Genomic DNA, 13,305 nt, shown 5'->3' with positions numbered 1-13,305 from the left:
AGCTCGCATGCGTGAACTGACGATGGGCATCGTGGGGCTGGCCCTGCTGCGTACCGCGACCACCGCGGACGACGGTTTCGTGGCCGCCCGCACCGCCGAACTGCGCCGCCTCGCGCAGCCCGAGCCGGCCGCCGGTAAGCCGCTCACCGAGTTCGCCCCGGCGGAGGGGTACGCGGCATGGGCCGCCCGCTACGACACGCTGCCGAACTTCGTCATCGCCGCCGAGGAACCCGTGGTCGCCGACCTGATGGCCGGCCTGCCACCCGGATACGCGCTCGACGCGGCCTGCGGCACCGGGCGGCACGCGGCCCGGCTCAGCGCGCTCGGCCACGACGTGGTCGGCGTCGACCAGTCGCCCCAGATGCTCGCCAAGGCGGCCGGGAAGGTGCCCGCCGCCCGGTTCGAGACCGGCTCCCTGGAGAAGCTGCCGCTGCCGGACGCGTCGTTCGACGTGGTCGTCTGTGCGCTCGCGCTCGCCCACGTGGCCGAGCTGAGCCGGGCCGTCGGGGAGCTGCGCCGGGTCCTCGTACCGGGCGGTCGCCTGATCGTCACCGACCCGCACCCGTTCATGACGCTGTTGCAGGGACCGGCGATGTTCGTACGCCCGGAGGGCGGCCTGGGGTTCGTGCCCTACCACGTGCACCTCGCGAGTGACTACCTCGCGGCCTTCGCCGACCACGGGCTCGTCGTGCGCACCTGCCGGGAGCCGTTGTTCGCGGGCCCGTTGCCGCCCGGCGGCTACGAGGAGAAGGTCGCCGACGCGGCCATGGCGGCCTGGAAGGACATGCCGGCCGCGATCGTGTGGGAGGCGGTGGCCTCTTGACCCCGTCGGTGAGCTGCCTGATGGTCACCCGGGACCGGCCGGAGCTGGCCGACCGCGCGATCCGCTGTTTCGCCGCGCAACGCCATCCGGACCGGGAACTGGTCATCGTCTCGCAGGGCGACCGGACTTACGCCGCCCGGTTGCGGGCCTCGCTGCGCGCGTACGGCGTCGATCGCGCCGTGCTCATCGGCGCGGATCCGGGCCTGAGACTCGGAGCGCTGCGCAACCTGTCGCTCGACGCGGCCGGCGGGGAGCTGGTCTGTGTGTGGGACGACGACGACCTCAGCCATCCCGACCGGCTCACCGTGCAGGTGGCGGCGCTGCGGGCCGCGGGAGCGCACAGCTCGTTCCTCGGTGACCACCTCCAGCTGTTCGCCGCCCGCGGCGAGCTGCACTGGATCGACTGGAACCGTCCGCCGGCCGCGGAGTATCCGCTGCTCCCGACGACGATGCTGATGACCCGCGAGGCACGCTTCCGGTACCCGCGGACCGGCCGGTACGAACACTACGGCGAGGACTGGCAACTGCTGATGGACCTGCACCGGGAGGTGCCCGTCCAGCATCTCCACGGACAGGGCCACCTCTACATCTACACGTTCCACGGCCGGAACGTGTTCTCCGAGGGCCACCACGGGCACCTGCGATCCCGGTCCCGGCCCCGCACCGAGATCCTCGAACACTCGTCGCTGATCCGATCCGCTCTCACCGCATATCCGCCGCTCGGCCCGGTACACGTCCACGGCTGCGACGGACCGGCCTTCACCGTGGAGGGTTCGTCATGACCGTGGTCGATCACGCCTCGCGAGCCGAGCTCTGGGATCGGATCCCCGCGCTGTTCGACGGGGTGCTGCCCGAGTACAACCTGCACGGTGACGTGATGGCCGGCTACTGGAAACGGCTCTTCGCGGAGTTCGGCGACTGTCAGCTCGCGCTCGTCGACGGCGAGAGCGACGAGGTGCTCGCGGTCGCGCGTTCCATCCCGGTCGCGTGGGACCCGGCCCTGCCCGGCATCGACGCCGCCATCGTCGAGGGGTTCTCCGGCCGCCCGGCCACGGCGCTGTGCGCGCTCGGCATCGAGGTCGCGCCCGCCCACCGCGGTCGACGGCACGCCTTCACCATGCTCACGGCCCTGCGCCACCTGGCCGCCTCCGCCGGGCTCGGCACCCTGGTGGCGCCGCTGCGCCCCACCTGGAAGGAGCGCTACCCGCTCACCCCCATCGAACGCTACGCGGCCTGGACCACCGAGTCCGGCGAGCCGTTCGACCCGTGGATCCGCACCCACGTCTCCCTCGGCGGCACACTCGGCGCCTCGGCGTCCCGCTCGTCGCTCATCACCGGCACGTTGCGTGACTGGGAGCAATGGACAGGCATGGCGTTCCCCGAATCCGGCGAGTACGTGTTCCCGCACGGTCTCGCCCCGCTGCACATCGACCGGAACGCCGACCTCGGCACGTACTGGGAACCGGGCGTCTGGGTCGTGCACCCGGCGGGGAGCCCTCGATGAAACGGCTCGCTCTCGTCGGCTGCGGCGCGGTCACCGAACTGTGCCACCTGCCCGCGCTGCTCAGCCCCGACCCGCCGTTCCGGGTCACCGCGCTGGTCGACCGGGACCCGTCCCGCCTGCGTGCCGTCGCCGGCGCGCTCGGTCACCCCGTGGACGTCTTCGCCGATGTCGGCGAACTTCCGGGCCGGGTGGACGCGGCGCTGGTCGCCACCGGCCCGGCCAGCCACGCCGCGATAGCCGGGCGGCTGGCCGCCGCCGGCACTCCCGTGCTGGTGGAGAAGCCCGTCGCGCTGACCGTGCCCGCCCTCGCTCAGCTGCGTACGAGCGGCACTCCGGTGGTCCCCGCCCACGTCCGGCGCCTCTACCCGGCGACCGGATGGGTCGCCGCGCAACTGGCCTCCGGCCGGCTGGGCCGCCTGCGCCGTATCCGCTGGCGGGAGGGCGCCGTCTACGCCTGGCCCGCCGCGAGCCCGTTCACCTTCTCGCCCGGGCCGGGCGGCGGCGTACTGGCCGACCTCGGCCCGCACATCCTCGACCTGCTCGCCCACTGGCTCGGCGGCCCCGGTGAACCGCTGTCCTACGCGGACAACTCCGACGGGGGAGCCGCCTCCGAGGCGGAACTCCGGCTGGCCTTCGGCGACGTGACCGCGGAGGTGACCCTGAGCCGGCTGCGGACCCTGGAGAACCGGATCGTCTTCGAAGGCACGGCCGGCACCCTGACCGTCGGCACCGAACGCGCCGCGAGCCAGACGATCGACGGACAGCCACCGGAGCCGGTTCCCGCCCCCGACCCGGCGCTGCTCACCCGCGCGGGCCTCTTCCGCCACCAGCTCGTGCTCTTCGGACGGGGCATCCAGGGCGAACCGGTGCCGGAACTGGCCACCCTCGCCGACGCCGAGGCGACCGTGGCACTCCTGGACCGCTGCCGGCCGACGTCCCGCGTGGCACGGCTCTGGGAGCCGGCCGAGCCACCCCGGCCGTCGCCGCCACTGGGCACGATGCGGGTCGCGGTGACCGGGGCGAACGGGTTCATCGGCGCCCACGTCGTCGAACATCTGCTGGACGCGGGCGCACGCGAGGTCGTCGCGGTGACCCGTACGCATGCGGGCCGTGCCCGGCTGGCCCACCGCGCCCCGGGCCGGCTGCGGTTCGCCCGCGCCGACACGCGCGACGCCGTCGCCCTGGAGGAGGCGTTCCGCGGCTGTGATGTGGTGGTCCACGCCGTCTACGGCAGCCGCGGCGAACCGGCGGAGCGGTGGAGCGTGACGGTCGACGGCACAGCGGCGGCGGTGACGGCCGCGACCAGGGCCGGCGCGCGGCGTGTGGTCCACGTGAGCAGCGCCGCCGTCTACCGGACGGACTCCGGCCCGGTGCTGACCGAGGACTCGCCGGCGCTGGAGCCGGCGCCGGACGACCTCTCCTACGCCGCGCAGAAGGCCGCCGCCGAGCGCCTGGCGCTGCACCGGGCCGGCGGCCCGGCCGAGGTCGTCTGCCTGCAACCCGCCGCCGTGTACGGACCGTTCGGCCCGGTGTGGACGGTCCGGCCGCTGCGGCTGCTGCGGGCGGACAACGCCTGCCTGCCCAGTGGCGGGGGCGGGACCTGCGACGTCGTCCACGTGCACGACGTCGCCGGTGCGATCACTCACCTGGTGACGGCGCCGGCCGTCGACGGGCGGCGATTCCTGCTCGCCGGGCCGGCGGCCACCACCTGGGGCGACTACTACGACAGGTACCGGGACCTGCTGGGACAGACGCAACTCGACCTTCCCGACAGTGCGAACTGGCCGCAGCGTGAACGGGAGTTCTTCCGGCGTGTCACACGCATCGACGGCACACGCCTCGCCGAGACGGGGTTCCGCCCGGCGATCACCCTGGACGAGGGACTCGCCACGGTCGCCGCGTGGTCGCGCTGGGCCGGTCTCTCATGAGCCTGGCCCGGGGGCCGTACCGCCTCGACGGCTCCGTCCTGACCCACCCCGGGCGGGGCGACGCGGGCGCCCGGACGGCCGCACAGGCGCCGCCCGGACTGCTCCGGATCGTGTCCGACCCCCAGCCGGACGGCCCGCCGACGGTACTGCGCACCGCGGTCGCCGCCTGGGGGACGGTGCCCGAGGACAGCACCCACCATCTGGTGCTCCAGGACGACATGCTGCTGGCCGAGGGCGCGTGGGAGCGAATCCTGGACGCGATCGAGGCCGCCCCGGACGCCGCGCTGGCGCTGTTCGCGATCTGGGACTCACGGACCGGGGCGATGGTCCGGCTCGGTGCTCTGACCGGGGCGAACTGGGTGCCGGCCGTGGGCGAGTACATCCCGTGCGCCGCGCTGGTGCTGCCGCGCGACACCGCGATCGGCTACGCGCGGATGGCCCGGGAACACGCGGCCGAAGGCTGGCCGGACGACATCCTCATGCAGCGGCACCTGCGCGCGGCCGGGGTCCGCTGCCTCGTCTCGGCGCCGAACCTGGCCGAGCACCTGGACGGGCCCAGCATCGTGGGCAACGCGTTCCGGGGACCGCGCCGGTCGGCGTGCTTCCTGCCGGTGGCGCCGGACGAGCCGCCGCGGATCATGCGGAATCCACCGCCGCTGGTGCCGTTCCTGAAAAACGGTGTGGCGCAATGTCTGGAGCGCTCACCGGACGGCGACTGGCTGCACCTGGAGACCGGGGCGAGGCTGCGGCTGCTCGGTGCTCCGGAGGCACGCCTTCGCGCCGTCGCGGACCACGACGTCCGGCTCACCGGCTACGCGTTGGGCCTGCTCTCCCGCGGAGGGCCGTCGTCCGGCCCCGTCGTGGCCGAGGCGCTGCGCACGATCGGACCGGGCGGTGTCAGCCAGCGCGGCGGCGACGGGCTCGACGAGCCCACCGTACGGCGACTCGCCGAACACGCCGCCCGCGCGGTCGAGGCCGGCCGCGGTGATCCGCTGCATCCGCCCCCGGCCCGGCGGCGCATCGCGGTGCGGCCCGGCGACCGGCCGCTGACCGCGCACCTCGCCGCCTACCTCGCCGAGAGCGGCACGGCGGTGACGATCGCGGACGACGGCGCCGACCCCCGGGCGGTCGACGGCGACCTCTACGGCCCCGGCTGCGGACCGGACGGCCTGATCGGGTCGCTGGTGTGGCAGGCACTGCGGTCCCGGCCGATTCTGCTCACCGGCGCCCATCCCGCGCTGGTGCGCCCGCTGCACGTTCGAGAGCTGGCCGGCGACCTCGCGCGCGAGGCCACGGCGCAACGGCCGCCCGCGTATCCGCTGCGGGAATTCGCCCTCGCCGTCGCGGAGGCGGTGCGTCCCGTTCCGGTCCGCGACCTCAGACCGGCGCCGGCCGCGCACGGCACGTCCACGGTGTCGCCGGAGATCCGCTTCCGGCTGCACCACTACGCGCAGTGGCTCGCCTACGAATGGTTCGGCGGCGCCGCGACCGTCTCCAGGACGACGGCGGCGGAACCGTCCGCGCGGTAGGCGTCCCGGATGGCCTCCGCCACCGACGGCGCGTCCTCGGCGCGGCAGACGCCGACGAGAGCGCCTCCACCGCCCGCGCCGGTCACCTTCATGGCCAGGCCTCCGGCGTCGCCGGCGAGCGCGCGCAGCCCTTCCAGCAGCGGCGTGGACATCCGCTGGTGATCGCGCATGGCCCGGTGCGCCTCGGTCATCGCCTCACCCAGCGCTCGCAGGTCGCGACGGCCGATCGCCGCCCAGGCGACATCGGTGGCGACGTCGCAGCGGCGGATGTAGGCGGCCAGCTCCGGATCCTTGCCCTGTTGCTGCGCGCGGACGTTCCTGATGTGGTCCGGGGTGGACTTCGGGGACCGTGAGTCGACGATGATCAGAGCCCACTCGCCCGGGAACGCCACGTGCCCGGCCACCCGTGGCAGTCCGGTGGGGCGTCCCTCGAAACAGGTGACACCGCCGAGATCGATGGCGAGCTGGTCCATGCCACCGCCGTTGCAGAACGCGAACTCGAACTCGTACGCCCACCGCACCCGGTCGCTGCGGGGCGCGTGCGGCGCGTACACGTCGAAGATCGCCATGATCAGAGCGGTCGAGCTGGACAGCCCGCTGGCGATCGGGGCCTGGCTGGAGACGCGGACCGGTGTCGGGGCGGGTGCCAGGTGCTCGACGCGCGGGCGGAGGAAGTCCCATACGGCGCCGGCCCACGGGGTGTGCTCACCCCCCGAGTCGTCAGGTGGAGAAGTGCTCACCGTGGTCCGCAGATCGAGCGCCACACAGAGGGCGCGGCCGCCGAGCCAGTCGAGGTCCTCGCCCGACAGGCAGGCCCGAACCGGCCGGGACGCGCCGCTCACGGGCACCACACCCGCTGTTGGAGGCTTCCCCGCAGCCGCCCGGCCCGCCACGCGGCCTCGCACACCCAGAGTCCCGCCCGGTCGGGATCACCCAGGACATACGCTCTGAGCAGGAGTCCGAGCCACCCCCGGGCGGCCTCACCGGTGCTGTTGACGGTGAGGCCCCGCCCGCGGAAATCCCGGAACAGGCGTGCGTCGGCGCGACCGTACCCGAACTGCTGACGGGCGATCTGCCGCAGCCCCGCACGCAGCCGGTAGCGCATCACCGCCCCGGGCGCGAACGCGACGGTGTGCCCGGCGAACTGGGCGCGCAGGCAGAGTTCGACGTCGTCGCCGCCACCGTCCGCGTACGTCTCGTCGAAGCCGTCGAGCTTGCCGAACACCGTGGCGCGGACCGCCATGCAGGCGCCGGTCGCGTACGGGAGCCAGTCCATGATCAGCGGCAGCCGGTCGGTGGGGTTCGCGAGCCGGGACGCCTGCGCGCGCGGGCTGTTGAGCGCCGCCTGGTCGAGGTAGCCGCCGGCGATGTCGGCATCCGCGCAGGCCGCGACCAGCTCGCCCAGCCACGACGGGGTGGCCACGTCGTCCGCGTCGCAGAACGCCAGGATCTCGCCCCGCGCCACCCGGGCGCCGGCGTTGCGCGCGTAGTTGACGCCGAGCCTGTCCTCACGAATCACCCGCAGCCCGGGGAGCCGGCCCGCCCAGCGCAGGGCTACGGCGGCGGTGTCGTCGGTCGACCCGTTGTCCACGACGAGGACCTCCCAGACACCGTCGTACCGCTGGGCGGCGAGCGCGGCGAGCTGGGCGTCGATCTGAGCGCCCGCGTTGTGGGCGGGGATGATCACGGTCGCGTCGCAGAGGAGATCCCCCATGGCGCCGACGATATCGCGTACCTTGCATGGTTTTGCGGGGTTTCATGGACCGCTGCGCCGTCGGTCAGCGGAATCCGCTCGCGAAGAGCAGCACGCCTCCGGCCGCGGTCAGCGGCACCGCGCACGCCAGGACCTGCGCGCGTACCCGCCAGGCCGGCGCGACGACGAGGGTGACCCCGACCGCCGCCGCCACCAGGACCCCGACGTAGCCGAGAGTCTCCGAGAGCACGACGCCGGGATCGCCGAGACGGAACAGCTGGAGGACGGCCTCGGCCAACAGGACCGCGGCGGGCAGCGCGAGCGCCGGGATCCGCCGGCGCGAGGGGGTACGGGCGATGCCGCCGCCCGCGCCGAACACGGCGCCGGCGACCACGCCGAGCAACATCCACAGCAACGAGTAAGGCGCGTAGATGTTGGCCCAGTCGTCGTTCTGGATCAGCGCCGCCGCCACGTAGTAACTCGGCACGGCCACGACGAGGAAGACCACCGCACCGACGGTGGCGCGCGGCAGACTCCAGCGAGAGTGGAACGTGAGCAGGAACGCGGCCACGGCCCAGACGGCGATCGAGTTCCCGAGCCCGCCGAACGGGAACGGAACGTACTTGATCCAGACGAAGTCGAGGAATCCCAAGAGGAAACCCGCGACCGGAGCCGTCGTCCCCACGCCCTGGCTGATCTTCATGGCGCCGACCATAGGCGGGCCGGCGCCTGGCGAGGATCTGTCCCCAGCACGATTTCGGAGCAGCCGACTCGGCCGAAAGGTGGACAGGCGCCGGAACCCGCCGGCCGGGTCAGTGTGCTGACGGGCGGGCGCGGCCGGCGGGGAGGCCGGCGAGCAGGGCGTCGAGAGTGTCGGAGTCGGCCCAGCCGTTGACGGCGATGTCCCCGGTCGCCGACACGGTCACCTCGACGCGGTCCGGGCCGGTCACGTCGGCGAGACGGTCGGTCAGGTGGAGGAACTCCTGGTTGGTGGAGCCCACCCACGGCCGCTCGTGATCGATCAGGTCCTGCCGGAACGGGCCCGCGACCAGGAGATCGGTCGCGCTGAGCAGGGCGGCCACATGCTCGTCCGCTGAGGTTCGGAGGTACGCGTACTCGTACCCCGTGAACGTCATGACGGTGAGCCCGGCCCGCCGCACCCCGGCCGCCACCGCTGCCAAGCCCGCGGCCTGCTCGAACGGCTCCCCGCCCAGGAGGGTCACGCCGGAGGTGCCGGCCGCCACGACCCGGTCGACCAGGCTCTCCGGTGTGGTGGGCGTGCCGCCGCGCGTACCGAACAGGTGTGGGTTGAAGCAGCCGGCGCACCGGATGGAGCAACCCTGCACCCAGATCGCGCTGCGTTCGCCGGGCCCCTCGGCGGTGGTCCGCTCAAGGAAGCGGGCCACCCGCACGAGCGGCGTCTCAGACATCGACGATGCGCCCGAACGGCTGGTCATGGTCCTGCTGTGGCGCCGGAGCCGGTGCGGCGCAGGTCAGCCGGTCGCGGACAGCGACGAACTCGTGCGGGGCCAGCGACGCGGCGTCCGCGAACTCGGCGAGCGACGCGAAACCGCCCCGCGAGCCGCGGGCGGACACCGCTTGGGCGGCCCGCTCCGGACCGACGCCCGGCAGCGCGGCGAGCTGCTCCACCGTGGCGCTGTTGACCTCCAGCTGCGCGAAAGAAGCCGGCGGCGCCATGGGCGCGTGCTGCGCCGCAGTCGCCTGCGGGGGAACGGCATACGGCTGGGGCATCGATGGCTGGGCGCCGTAGAACTGGCCCGGCGGAGGCACGAGGCCCTGCACCTGGGGCGGAACCGGGCCGGGCGCCGGAACGCCGGCCCACGGCGCGACCTGTTGCGCGTACCACGGCTGGTGGCCGGCCCGCCATTGCAACCACGCGCTGTTGATGACCAGCGCGTGGACCACCGAGATCATCCAGACGATCAGCAGCGCCACGACGGCGAGGTCGGAGGCCACCGAATCCTTCGGCAGGGTCGGCCCGGTGAAGAACGCGGCGTTGGCGATGACGCTGTAGACGACGCCGGCGATCGACCACGCGTGGCGGCGCGCCCGGACGCCGACGTAGAGGAAACCGGCGCCGCTCAGGCAGCCGAAACTGAGGATCGGCAGAAGCACCCAGGCGCTGTGACCGAGCCGCCACGAGAGCCGCGCCGGGCCCTGCGGCTTCGGCGATGGTGGTGGGAAACCCTGGCTAGGCGGGGTCCACGTCACGGTTCACCTGCTGTTCCTGTGCGGTGTGGTGCTGGCGCGTGTAGTCGTCGGTGAAGGCGCTGGACTGCACCTTCCCGCCGATCAGATCTTCGAGGACGGCGATGTAGTCGAGGCAACGGTCACCGAGGATGTCGAGGGTCTCGGCGCTGACCGTGCCGTCGCCGTTGACGGTGACGACGATCCGTGGCTTGTTCATGACCGCTCCCGCTCCACCTCGAAGACCAGCCGGACGGCGTCGTCGGTGACCGATTCGGACTCCAGCCGGAGCCCGGCCGCCGGCGCCTGGTCGCGCAGCCGCTCCAGAACCGCCCGCTGCACCCGGCGCCCGTAGGCCTCGTCGACCGCGGTGACCAGCTCGACCGCCCGATCCTGCTGGATCCCGGTGAAGTGCGCGCCCCAGATGCCCTCGGCGTCCCGGGTGAACGTGGCGGACGCCTTCGTCTCACCCCAGACGGCGGTCAGCGTCTCGCCGGACGTGACGACGGTGGCGCCGGTGTCGCGCAGCGCCTCGCCCAGCAGGGTGACGTCGCGCATCCGGGTCCGGACGTCGCAGACACCGTCGGACTGCCCGGCGGCCCGGGCCTGAATGGCGGCCGCGCCGGCCATCGCCAACGGGACCAACAGCAGTGACACGCTCACGGGAGCCCCCCGTTCTTCGTCGGTGTGCGGACACCCTACCGCCCTGGTGCCCCCGGACGGTCGGTCAGATCCCAGTCATCGGTGCTGGTCGCGGACACGGCACGGTTGCGGGCCCAGGCGCGCAGACCGTCGATGCGCTCGGCCTGGGTCACACTGAGCGGGATGATGCTCATCACGGCGCGCACCAGATCGTCGCGGCTCAACGGCCGGCGCTCGGAGAACGCGTCGAACAGGGCGACCGTGACGGCCTGCTCGATCTCGGCGCCGGAGTAGCCGGTGGTCAGCCCGGCCAGCTCGCCCAGCAGATCCGCGCCGACCGGCAGCTCGCCCGCGGCCCGGGGATGGCGCAGCGCCCGCAGCAGGTGCACCCGCCACACATCCACCCGTTCCGCGCGGCTCGGCAGGTCGACGAAGAACGTCTCGTCGAACCGGCCCTTGCGCAGCAGCTCGGGTGGCAGCCCGTCGAAGTCGTTGGCGGTCGCGATCACGAACACCGGCCGGCTCTTCTCCTGCATCCAGGTGAGGAAGGTGCCGAAGACGCGGGCGCCGGTGCCGGAGTCGCCGGTCCCGCCGGCGAAACCCTTCTCGATCTCGTCGACCCACAGCACACACGGGGCGACGGCCTCGGCGATCCGCAGCGCGGTCCGCATGTTGTGCTCACTGGACCCGACCAGCCCGGAGAACACCCGCCCGATGTCGAAGCGCAGCAGCGGCAGACCCCACACCGTCGACATGGCCTTGGCGGTGAGCGACTTGCCGCAGCCCGGCACGCCGGTGATCAGGACGCCGCGCGGGGCGGGCAGGCCGTACTCGGCGGCCTCGGGCAGCCACGAGCCGTTGCGTTTGACCAGCCAGGACTTGAGATTGCCGAGCCCGCCGACGTCGTCGAGCACGGTCCCGGTGGTGATGAATTCCAGAACCCCCGATTTCCGTACGGTCTGGCGCTTCTCGTCGTGCACGATGTCGACGTCGCTCAGGTCCAGCACCGCATCGTTGGCCATCGCCCGCGCGTACGCGTTCTCCGCCTCCTGCATGGTCAGTCCGGCCGCCGCCGCGACGAACCGCTCCCGCCCCGCCTCGTCGAGATCCACCCGCAGCCGCCCGCTCCCGCTGTTCGAGCGGATCATCGCGTCCAGCAGCGCCCCGCGCTCCGCCTCGCCGGGCAGCGGGAAGTCGACGATCGTGATGTCCTTGGCCAGTTCGGTGGGCAGGCTCAGCACCGGCGACAGCAGCACCAGCGTCCGTGGGTGCCGCCCGGTCCGGAAGGCGTGCGCGATGTCCCGCAGCATCCGCACCACCTCCATGTTCTGCGGATACTGCCCGTCCACGGTGAGCGGGTGCAGGTCACGGAAGACGAACACGCCCGGCTCCTCGAGCCGGTGCACAATCTTGAGCGAGTCCATGACCCGCCCGGTGTTCGACCGGACCTCCCCGTCCGGCTGGATCAGCCCGCCGGTGATCGTCCACGACCAGACCGGGCGCGGCACCCGCACCAGATCCGGGTTCCCCGCGATCAGCGAGATCTTGTGCAGGGCACGCTGTTCCTCATGCGTCTCCAGGTAGAGCACCGGAAACCGGGCCTTGAGCAGCTGCGCGAACGTCTCCGGGAACGACCTCTTCACCGCGCTCACGTTAGCCCAGCCCCGATATGGTGACCGGATGCCGTCGCAGCACAGACGCGATCCGATCCGGATGGTGCCGCACCGGGCGGCCTGGGCGGACGACTTCGACCGCGAGCGCCGCCGGCTGACCGCCGTGCTCCGGCCGTGGCTGGCCGGCGACATCGAGCACATCGGCAGCACCGCGGTCCCCGGCCTGCCGGCCAAACCGATCATCGACATGGCCGCGCGGATCAGCGCCTACCCGGCCGGGGCCGCGGCGATCGCGCCGCTGGCGCGGATCGGCTGGGCGCACGCGCCCGAGCCCGGCGACGAGACCGGCCGCAAATGGAGCTTCTGCTTTCCGGACCCCGGCCTCCGGACACACCACCTGCATGTGTACGAGGAAAGCGATCCGCTGGTGCCGAAACTGATTGCCTTCCGTGACCACCTGCGCCGATGCCCCGAGGACGCCGCCGAATACGGCCGCCTCAAGACGGCGCTGGCCGCCGCCGACCCTCACGACCGGCCCCGTTACCGGGCGGGGAAGGCCCCGTTCATCGAGGGCGTGCTCGCCCGCCTCAACGACCGCTGACACCGGACCTCCTCGCCTGCCGCAGGATCAGGGCGATGTCGGCGCCCCACCCGTCGAGGACGTCGCCGTGACCCCGGTCGCGGGCCAGGCCGGCGACCGCCGGGAAGAGGCTCAGCGCACGACCGGGCAGCCGTCCCGGCTCCAGGGCGGCAGTCCACCGGCCGGGCAGCGGGTGGGTGGCCAGCTCCCAGGCCAGATACTTGTTGTACGGCCGCAGCCGCCCGTGCAGCGCGAACACCGTCGACAACAGCCACGGCACGCTCTCCAGCTCATCGAGCAGGCCGGCCGCCGCCGCACCGTCCCGGTGGCTCTTGACGGCCCGGTAGAGCTGGTTCACATACGCATCCAGGAAGTCCCGCGACCAGGCCCGCGTCTCCTCCGCCGTGGGGGTGGCCTGCCGCTCGACCAGGTCGGCGATGCCACCGCCGAGCCGGTCGAGCAGGACACGGGCGCCCCGGTAGCCATATCGTGGCCAGTGCACCGACGTGTCAGCCAGCGCTTCGACCGTGACCACCGCCTGATCCAGCTCGGACGATCGCACCCGCTGCCACCGGGCCAGCGCCGGCCCGGTCACCACGACGGTGACGTCACAGTCGGAGTGGGCGGTGACCATGCCCCGAGCGGCCGACCCGGTCAGCACCACCCCGCGCACGTCAGGGTCGGTCTCCGCGTCGGCCAACAGCCGGTCCAGCAGCGCACTCCCATCCATGCCCGCCATCGTGGCACGCCCCTACGACACTTTCCGGAGCCGCCCGATCGCCTCC

The 13,305-nt window shown here is 73.1% G+C and carries 15 protein-coding genes; 6 read left to right on the top strand and 9 right to left on the bottom strand.

Annotation, left to right across the window (positions count from 1 at the left end; all coding sequences use genetic code 11):
• Nucleotides 1-7: 7 nt before the first annotated feature.
• The 5 genes from BJ964_RS40885 to BJ964_RS40865 are packed head-to-tail and all read left to right on the top strand — an operon-like array spanning nucleotide 8 to nucleotide 5,784.
• The gene (locus BJ964_RS40885) at nucleotides 8-823 is read left to right on the top strand and encodes a class I SAM-dependent methyltransferase (protein WP_203832572.1); all 816 of its coding nucleotides are present in this window, start codon (nucleotides 8-10) and stop codon (nucleotides 821-823) included.
• Nucleotides 820-1,605 (top strand): glycosyltransferase family 2 protein, encoded by a 786-nt coding sequence (locus BJ964_RS40880; RefSeq protein ID WP_188125672.1) that lies wholly within the window; start codon nucleotides 820-822, stop codon nucleotides 1,603-1,605. The genes BJ964_RS40885 and BJ964_RS40880 overlap by 4 nt, the downstream gene beginning before the upstream one ends.
• Nucleotides 1,602-2,327: an N-acetyltransferase gene (locus BJ964_RS40875; protein WP_188125671.1), complete on the top strand. Its 726-nt coding sequence runs from the start codon at nucleotides 1,602-1,604 to the stop codon at nucleotides 2,325-2,327. Before BJ964_RS40880 ends, BJ964_RS40875 begins: the two co-directional genes overlap by 4 nt.
• Nucleotides 2,324-4,255: an NAD-dependent epimerase/dehydratase family protein gene (locus BJ964_RS40870; RefSeq protein ID WP_188125670.1), complete on the top strand. Its 1,932-nt coding sequence runs from the start codon at nucleotides 2,324-2,326 to the stop codon at nucleotides 4,253-4,255. Before BJ964_RS40875 ends, BJ964_RS40870 begins: the two co-directional genes overlap by 4 nt.
• Nucleotides 4,228-5,784 (top strand): serine/threonine-protein kinase, encoded by a 1,557-nt coding sequence (locus BJ964_RS40865; protein ID WP_188125669.1) that lies wholly within the window; start codon nucleotides 4,228-4,230, stop codon nucleotides 5,782-5,784. The genes BJ964_RS40870 and BJ964_RS40865 overlap by 28 nt, the downstream gene beginning before the upstream one ends.
• Here BJ964_RS40865 and BJ964_RS40860 read toward each other — a convergent pair.
• From BJ964_RS40860 to BJ964_RS40825, 8 genes are all read right to left on the bottom strand, one after another.
• On the bottom strand, nucleotides 5,718-6,626 hold the full coding sequence (locus tag BJ964_RS40860) for a mevalonate kinase family protein (protein ID WP_188125668.1): 909 nt from the start codon (nucleotides 6,624-6,626) through the stop codon (nucleotides 5,718-5,720). The genes BJ964_RS40865 and BJ964_RS40860 overlap by 67 nt on opposite strands.
• A complete protein-coding gene (locus tag BJ964_RS40855) occupies nucleotides 6,623-7,498 on the bottom strand; it encodes a glycosyltransferase (protein WP_188125667.1) in 876 nt (291 codons plus the stop codon). The genes BJ964_RS40860 and BJ964_RS40855 overlap by 4 nt, the downstream gene beginning before the upstream one ends.
• Before the next feature lie 64 nt (nucleotides 7,499-7,562).
• Nucleotides 7,563-8,180: a DUF6518 family protein gene (locus BJ964_RS40850; protein ID WP_188125666.1), complete on the bottom strand. Its 618-nt coding sequence runs from the start codon at nucleotides 8,178-8,180 to the stop codon at nucleotides 7,563-7,565.
• Between the two features lie 109 nt (nucleotides 8,181-8,289).
• Nucleotides 8,290-8,907 carry a 4Fe-4S single cluster domain-containing protein gene (locus tag BJ964_RS40845; protein WP_188125665.1) on the bottom strand — a complete coding sequence of 206 codons (618 nt, stop codon included), beginning with the start codon at nucleotides 8,905-8,907 and terminating at the stop codon, nucleotides 8,290-8,292.
• Nucleotides 8,900-9,613 (bottom strand): ComEA family DNA-binding protein, encoded by a 714-nt coding sequence (locus tag BJ964_RS47610; protein WP_203832573.1) that lies wholly within the window; start codon nucleotides 9,611-9,613, stop codon nucleotides 8,900-8,902. Before BJ964_RS47610 ends, BJ964_RS40845 begins: the two co-directional genes overlap by 8 nt.
• Before the next feature lie 76 nt (nucleotides 9,614-9,689).
• Nucleotides 9,690-9,905: a DUF2997 domain-containing protein gene (locus BJ964_RS40835; protein WP_188125664.1), complete on the bottom strand. Its 216-nt coding sequence runs from the start codon at nucleotides 9,903-9,905 to the stop codon at nucleotides 9,690-9,692.
• A complete protein-coding gene (locus BJ964_RS40830; protein ID WP_188125663.1) occupies nucleotides 9,902-10,348 on the bottom strand; it encodes a hypothetical protein in 447 nt (148 codons plus the stop codon). Before BJ964_RS40830 ends, BJ964_RS40835 begins: the two co-directional genes overlap by 4 nt.
• Nucleotides 10,349-10,383: 35 nt before the next feature.
• Entirely contained in the window at nucleotides 10,384-11,970 is a 1,587-nt protein-coding gene (locus BJ964_RS40825; RefSeq protein WP_188127591.1) for an AAA family ATPase, read from the bottom strand.
• A gap of 37 nt (nucleotides 11,971-12,007) precedes the next feature.
• Here BJ964_RS40825 and BJ964_RS40820 point away from each other — a divergent pair, with 37 nt between their 5' ends.
• Nucleotides 12,008-12,541: a GrpB family protein gene (locus BJ964_RS40820; RefSeq protein ID WP_188125662.1), complete on the top strand. Its 534-nt coding sequence runs from the start codon at nucleotides 12,008-12,010 to the stop codon at nucleotides 12,539-12,541.
• On the opposite strand, the gene BJ964_RS40815 is transcribed toward BJ964_RS40820, so the two are convergent.
• Nucleotides 12,528-13,250: a nucleotidyltransferase family protein gene (locus BJ964_RS40815; protein WP_188125661.1), complete on the bottom strand. Its 723-nt coding sequence runs from the start codon at nucleotides 13,248-13,250 to the stop codon at nucleotides 12,528-12,530. The genes BJ964_RS40820 and BJ964_RS40815 overlap by 14 nt on opposite strands.
• Nucleotides 13,251-13,305 lie beyond the last annotated feature (55 nt).

Source organism: Actinoplanes lobatus (genome assembly GCF_014205215.1).
GTDB lineage: Bacteria > Actinomycetota > Actinomycetes > Mycobacteriales > Micromonosporaceae > Actinoplanes > Actinoplanes lobatus.
Note: the sequence above shows the minus strand (reverse complement) of the source record. Positions and strands in the feature narration are given on the sequence as shown.

What these genes read in the sequence shown, in the direction of transcription:
- BJ964_RS40835 (WP_188125664.1), bottom strand. Translation starts at nt 9,905, where the DNA reads ATGAACAAGCCACGGATCGTCGTCACCGTCAACGGCGACGGCACGGTC.
- BJ964_RS40815 (WP_188125661.1), bottom strand. Translation starts at nt 13,250, where the DNA reads ATGGATGGGAGTGCGCTGCTGGACCGGCTGTTGGCCGACGCGGAGACC.
- BJ964_RS40845 (WP_188125665.1), bottom strand. Translation starts at nt 8,907, where the DNA reads ATGTCTGAGACGCCGCTCGTGCGGGTGGCCCGCTTCCTTGAGCGGACC.
- BJ964_RS40820 (WP_188125662.1), top strand. Translation starts at nt 12,008, where the DNA reads ATGCCGTCGCAGCACAGACGCGATCCGATCCGGATGGTGCCGCACCGG.
- BJ964_RS40870 (WP_188125670.1), top strand. Translation starts at nt 2,324, where the DNA reads ATGAAACGGCTCGCTCTCGTCGGCTGCGGCGCGGTCACCGAACTGTGC.
- BJ964_RS40885 (WP_203832572.1), top strand. Translation starts at nt 8, where the DNA reads ATGCGTGAACTGACGATGGGCATCGTGGGGCTGGCCCTGCTGCGTACC.
- BJ964_RS40875 (WP_188125671.1), top strand. Translation starts at nt 1,602, where the DNA reads ATGACCGTGGTCGATCACGCCTCGCGAGCCGAGCTCTGGGATCGGATC.
- BJ964_RS40850 (WP_188125666.1), bottom strand. Translation starts at nt 8,180, where the DNA reads ATGAAGATCAGCCAGGGCGTGGGGACGACGGCTCCGGTCGCGGGTTTC.
- BJ964_RS40855 (WP_188125667.1), bottom strand. Translation starts at nt 7,498, where the DNA reads ATGGGGGATCTCCTCTGCGACGCGACCGTGATCATCCCCGCCCACAAC.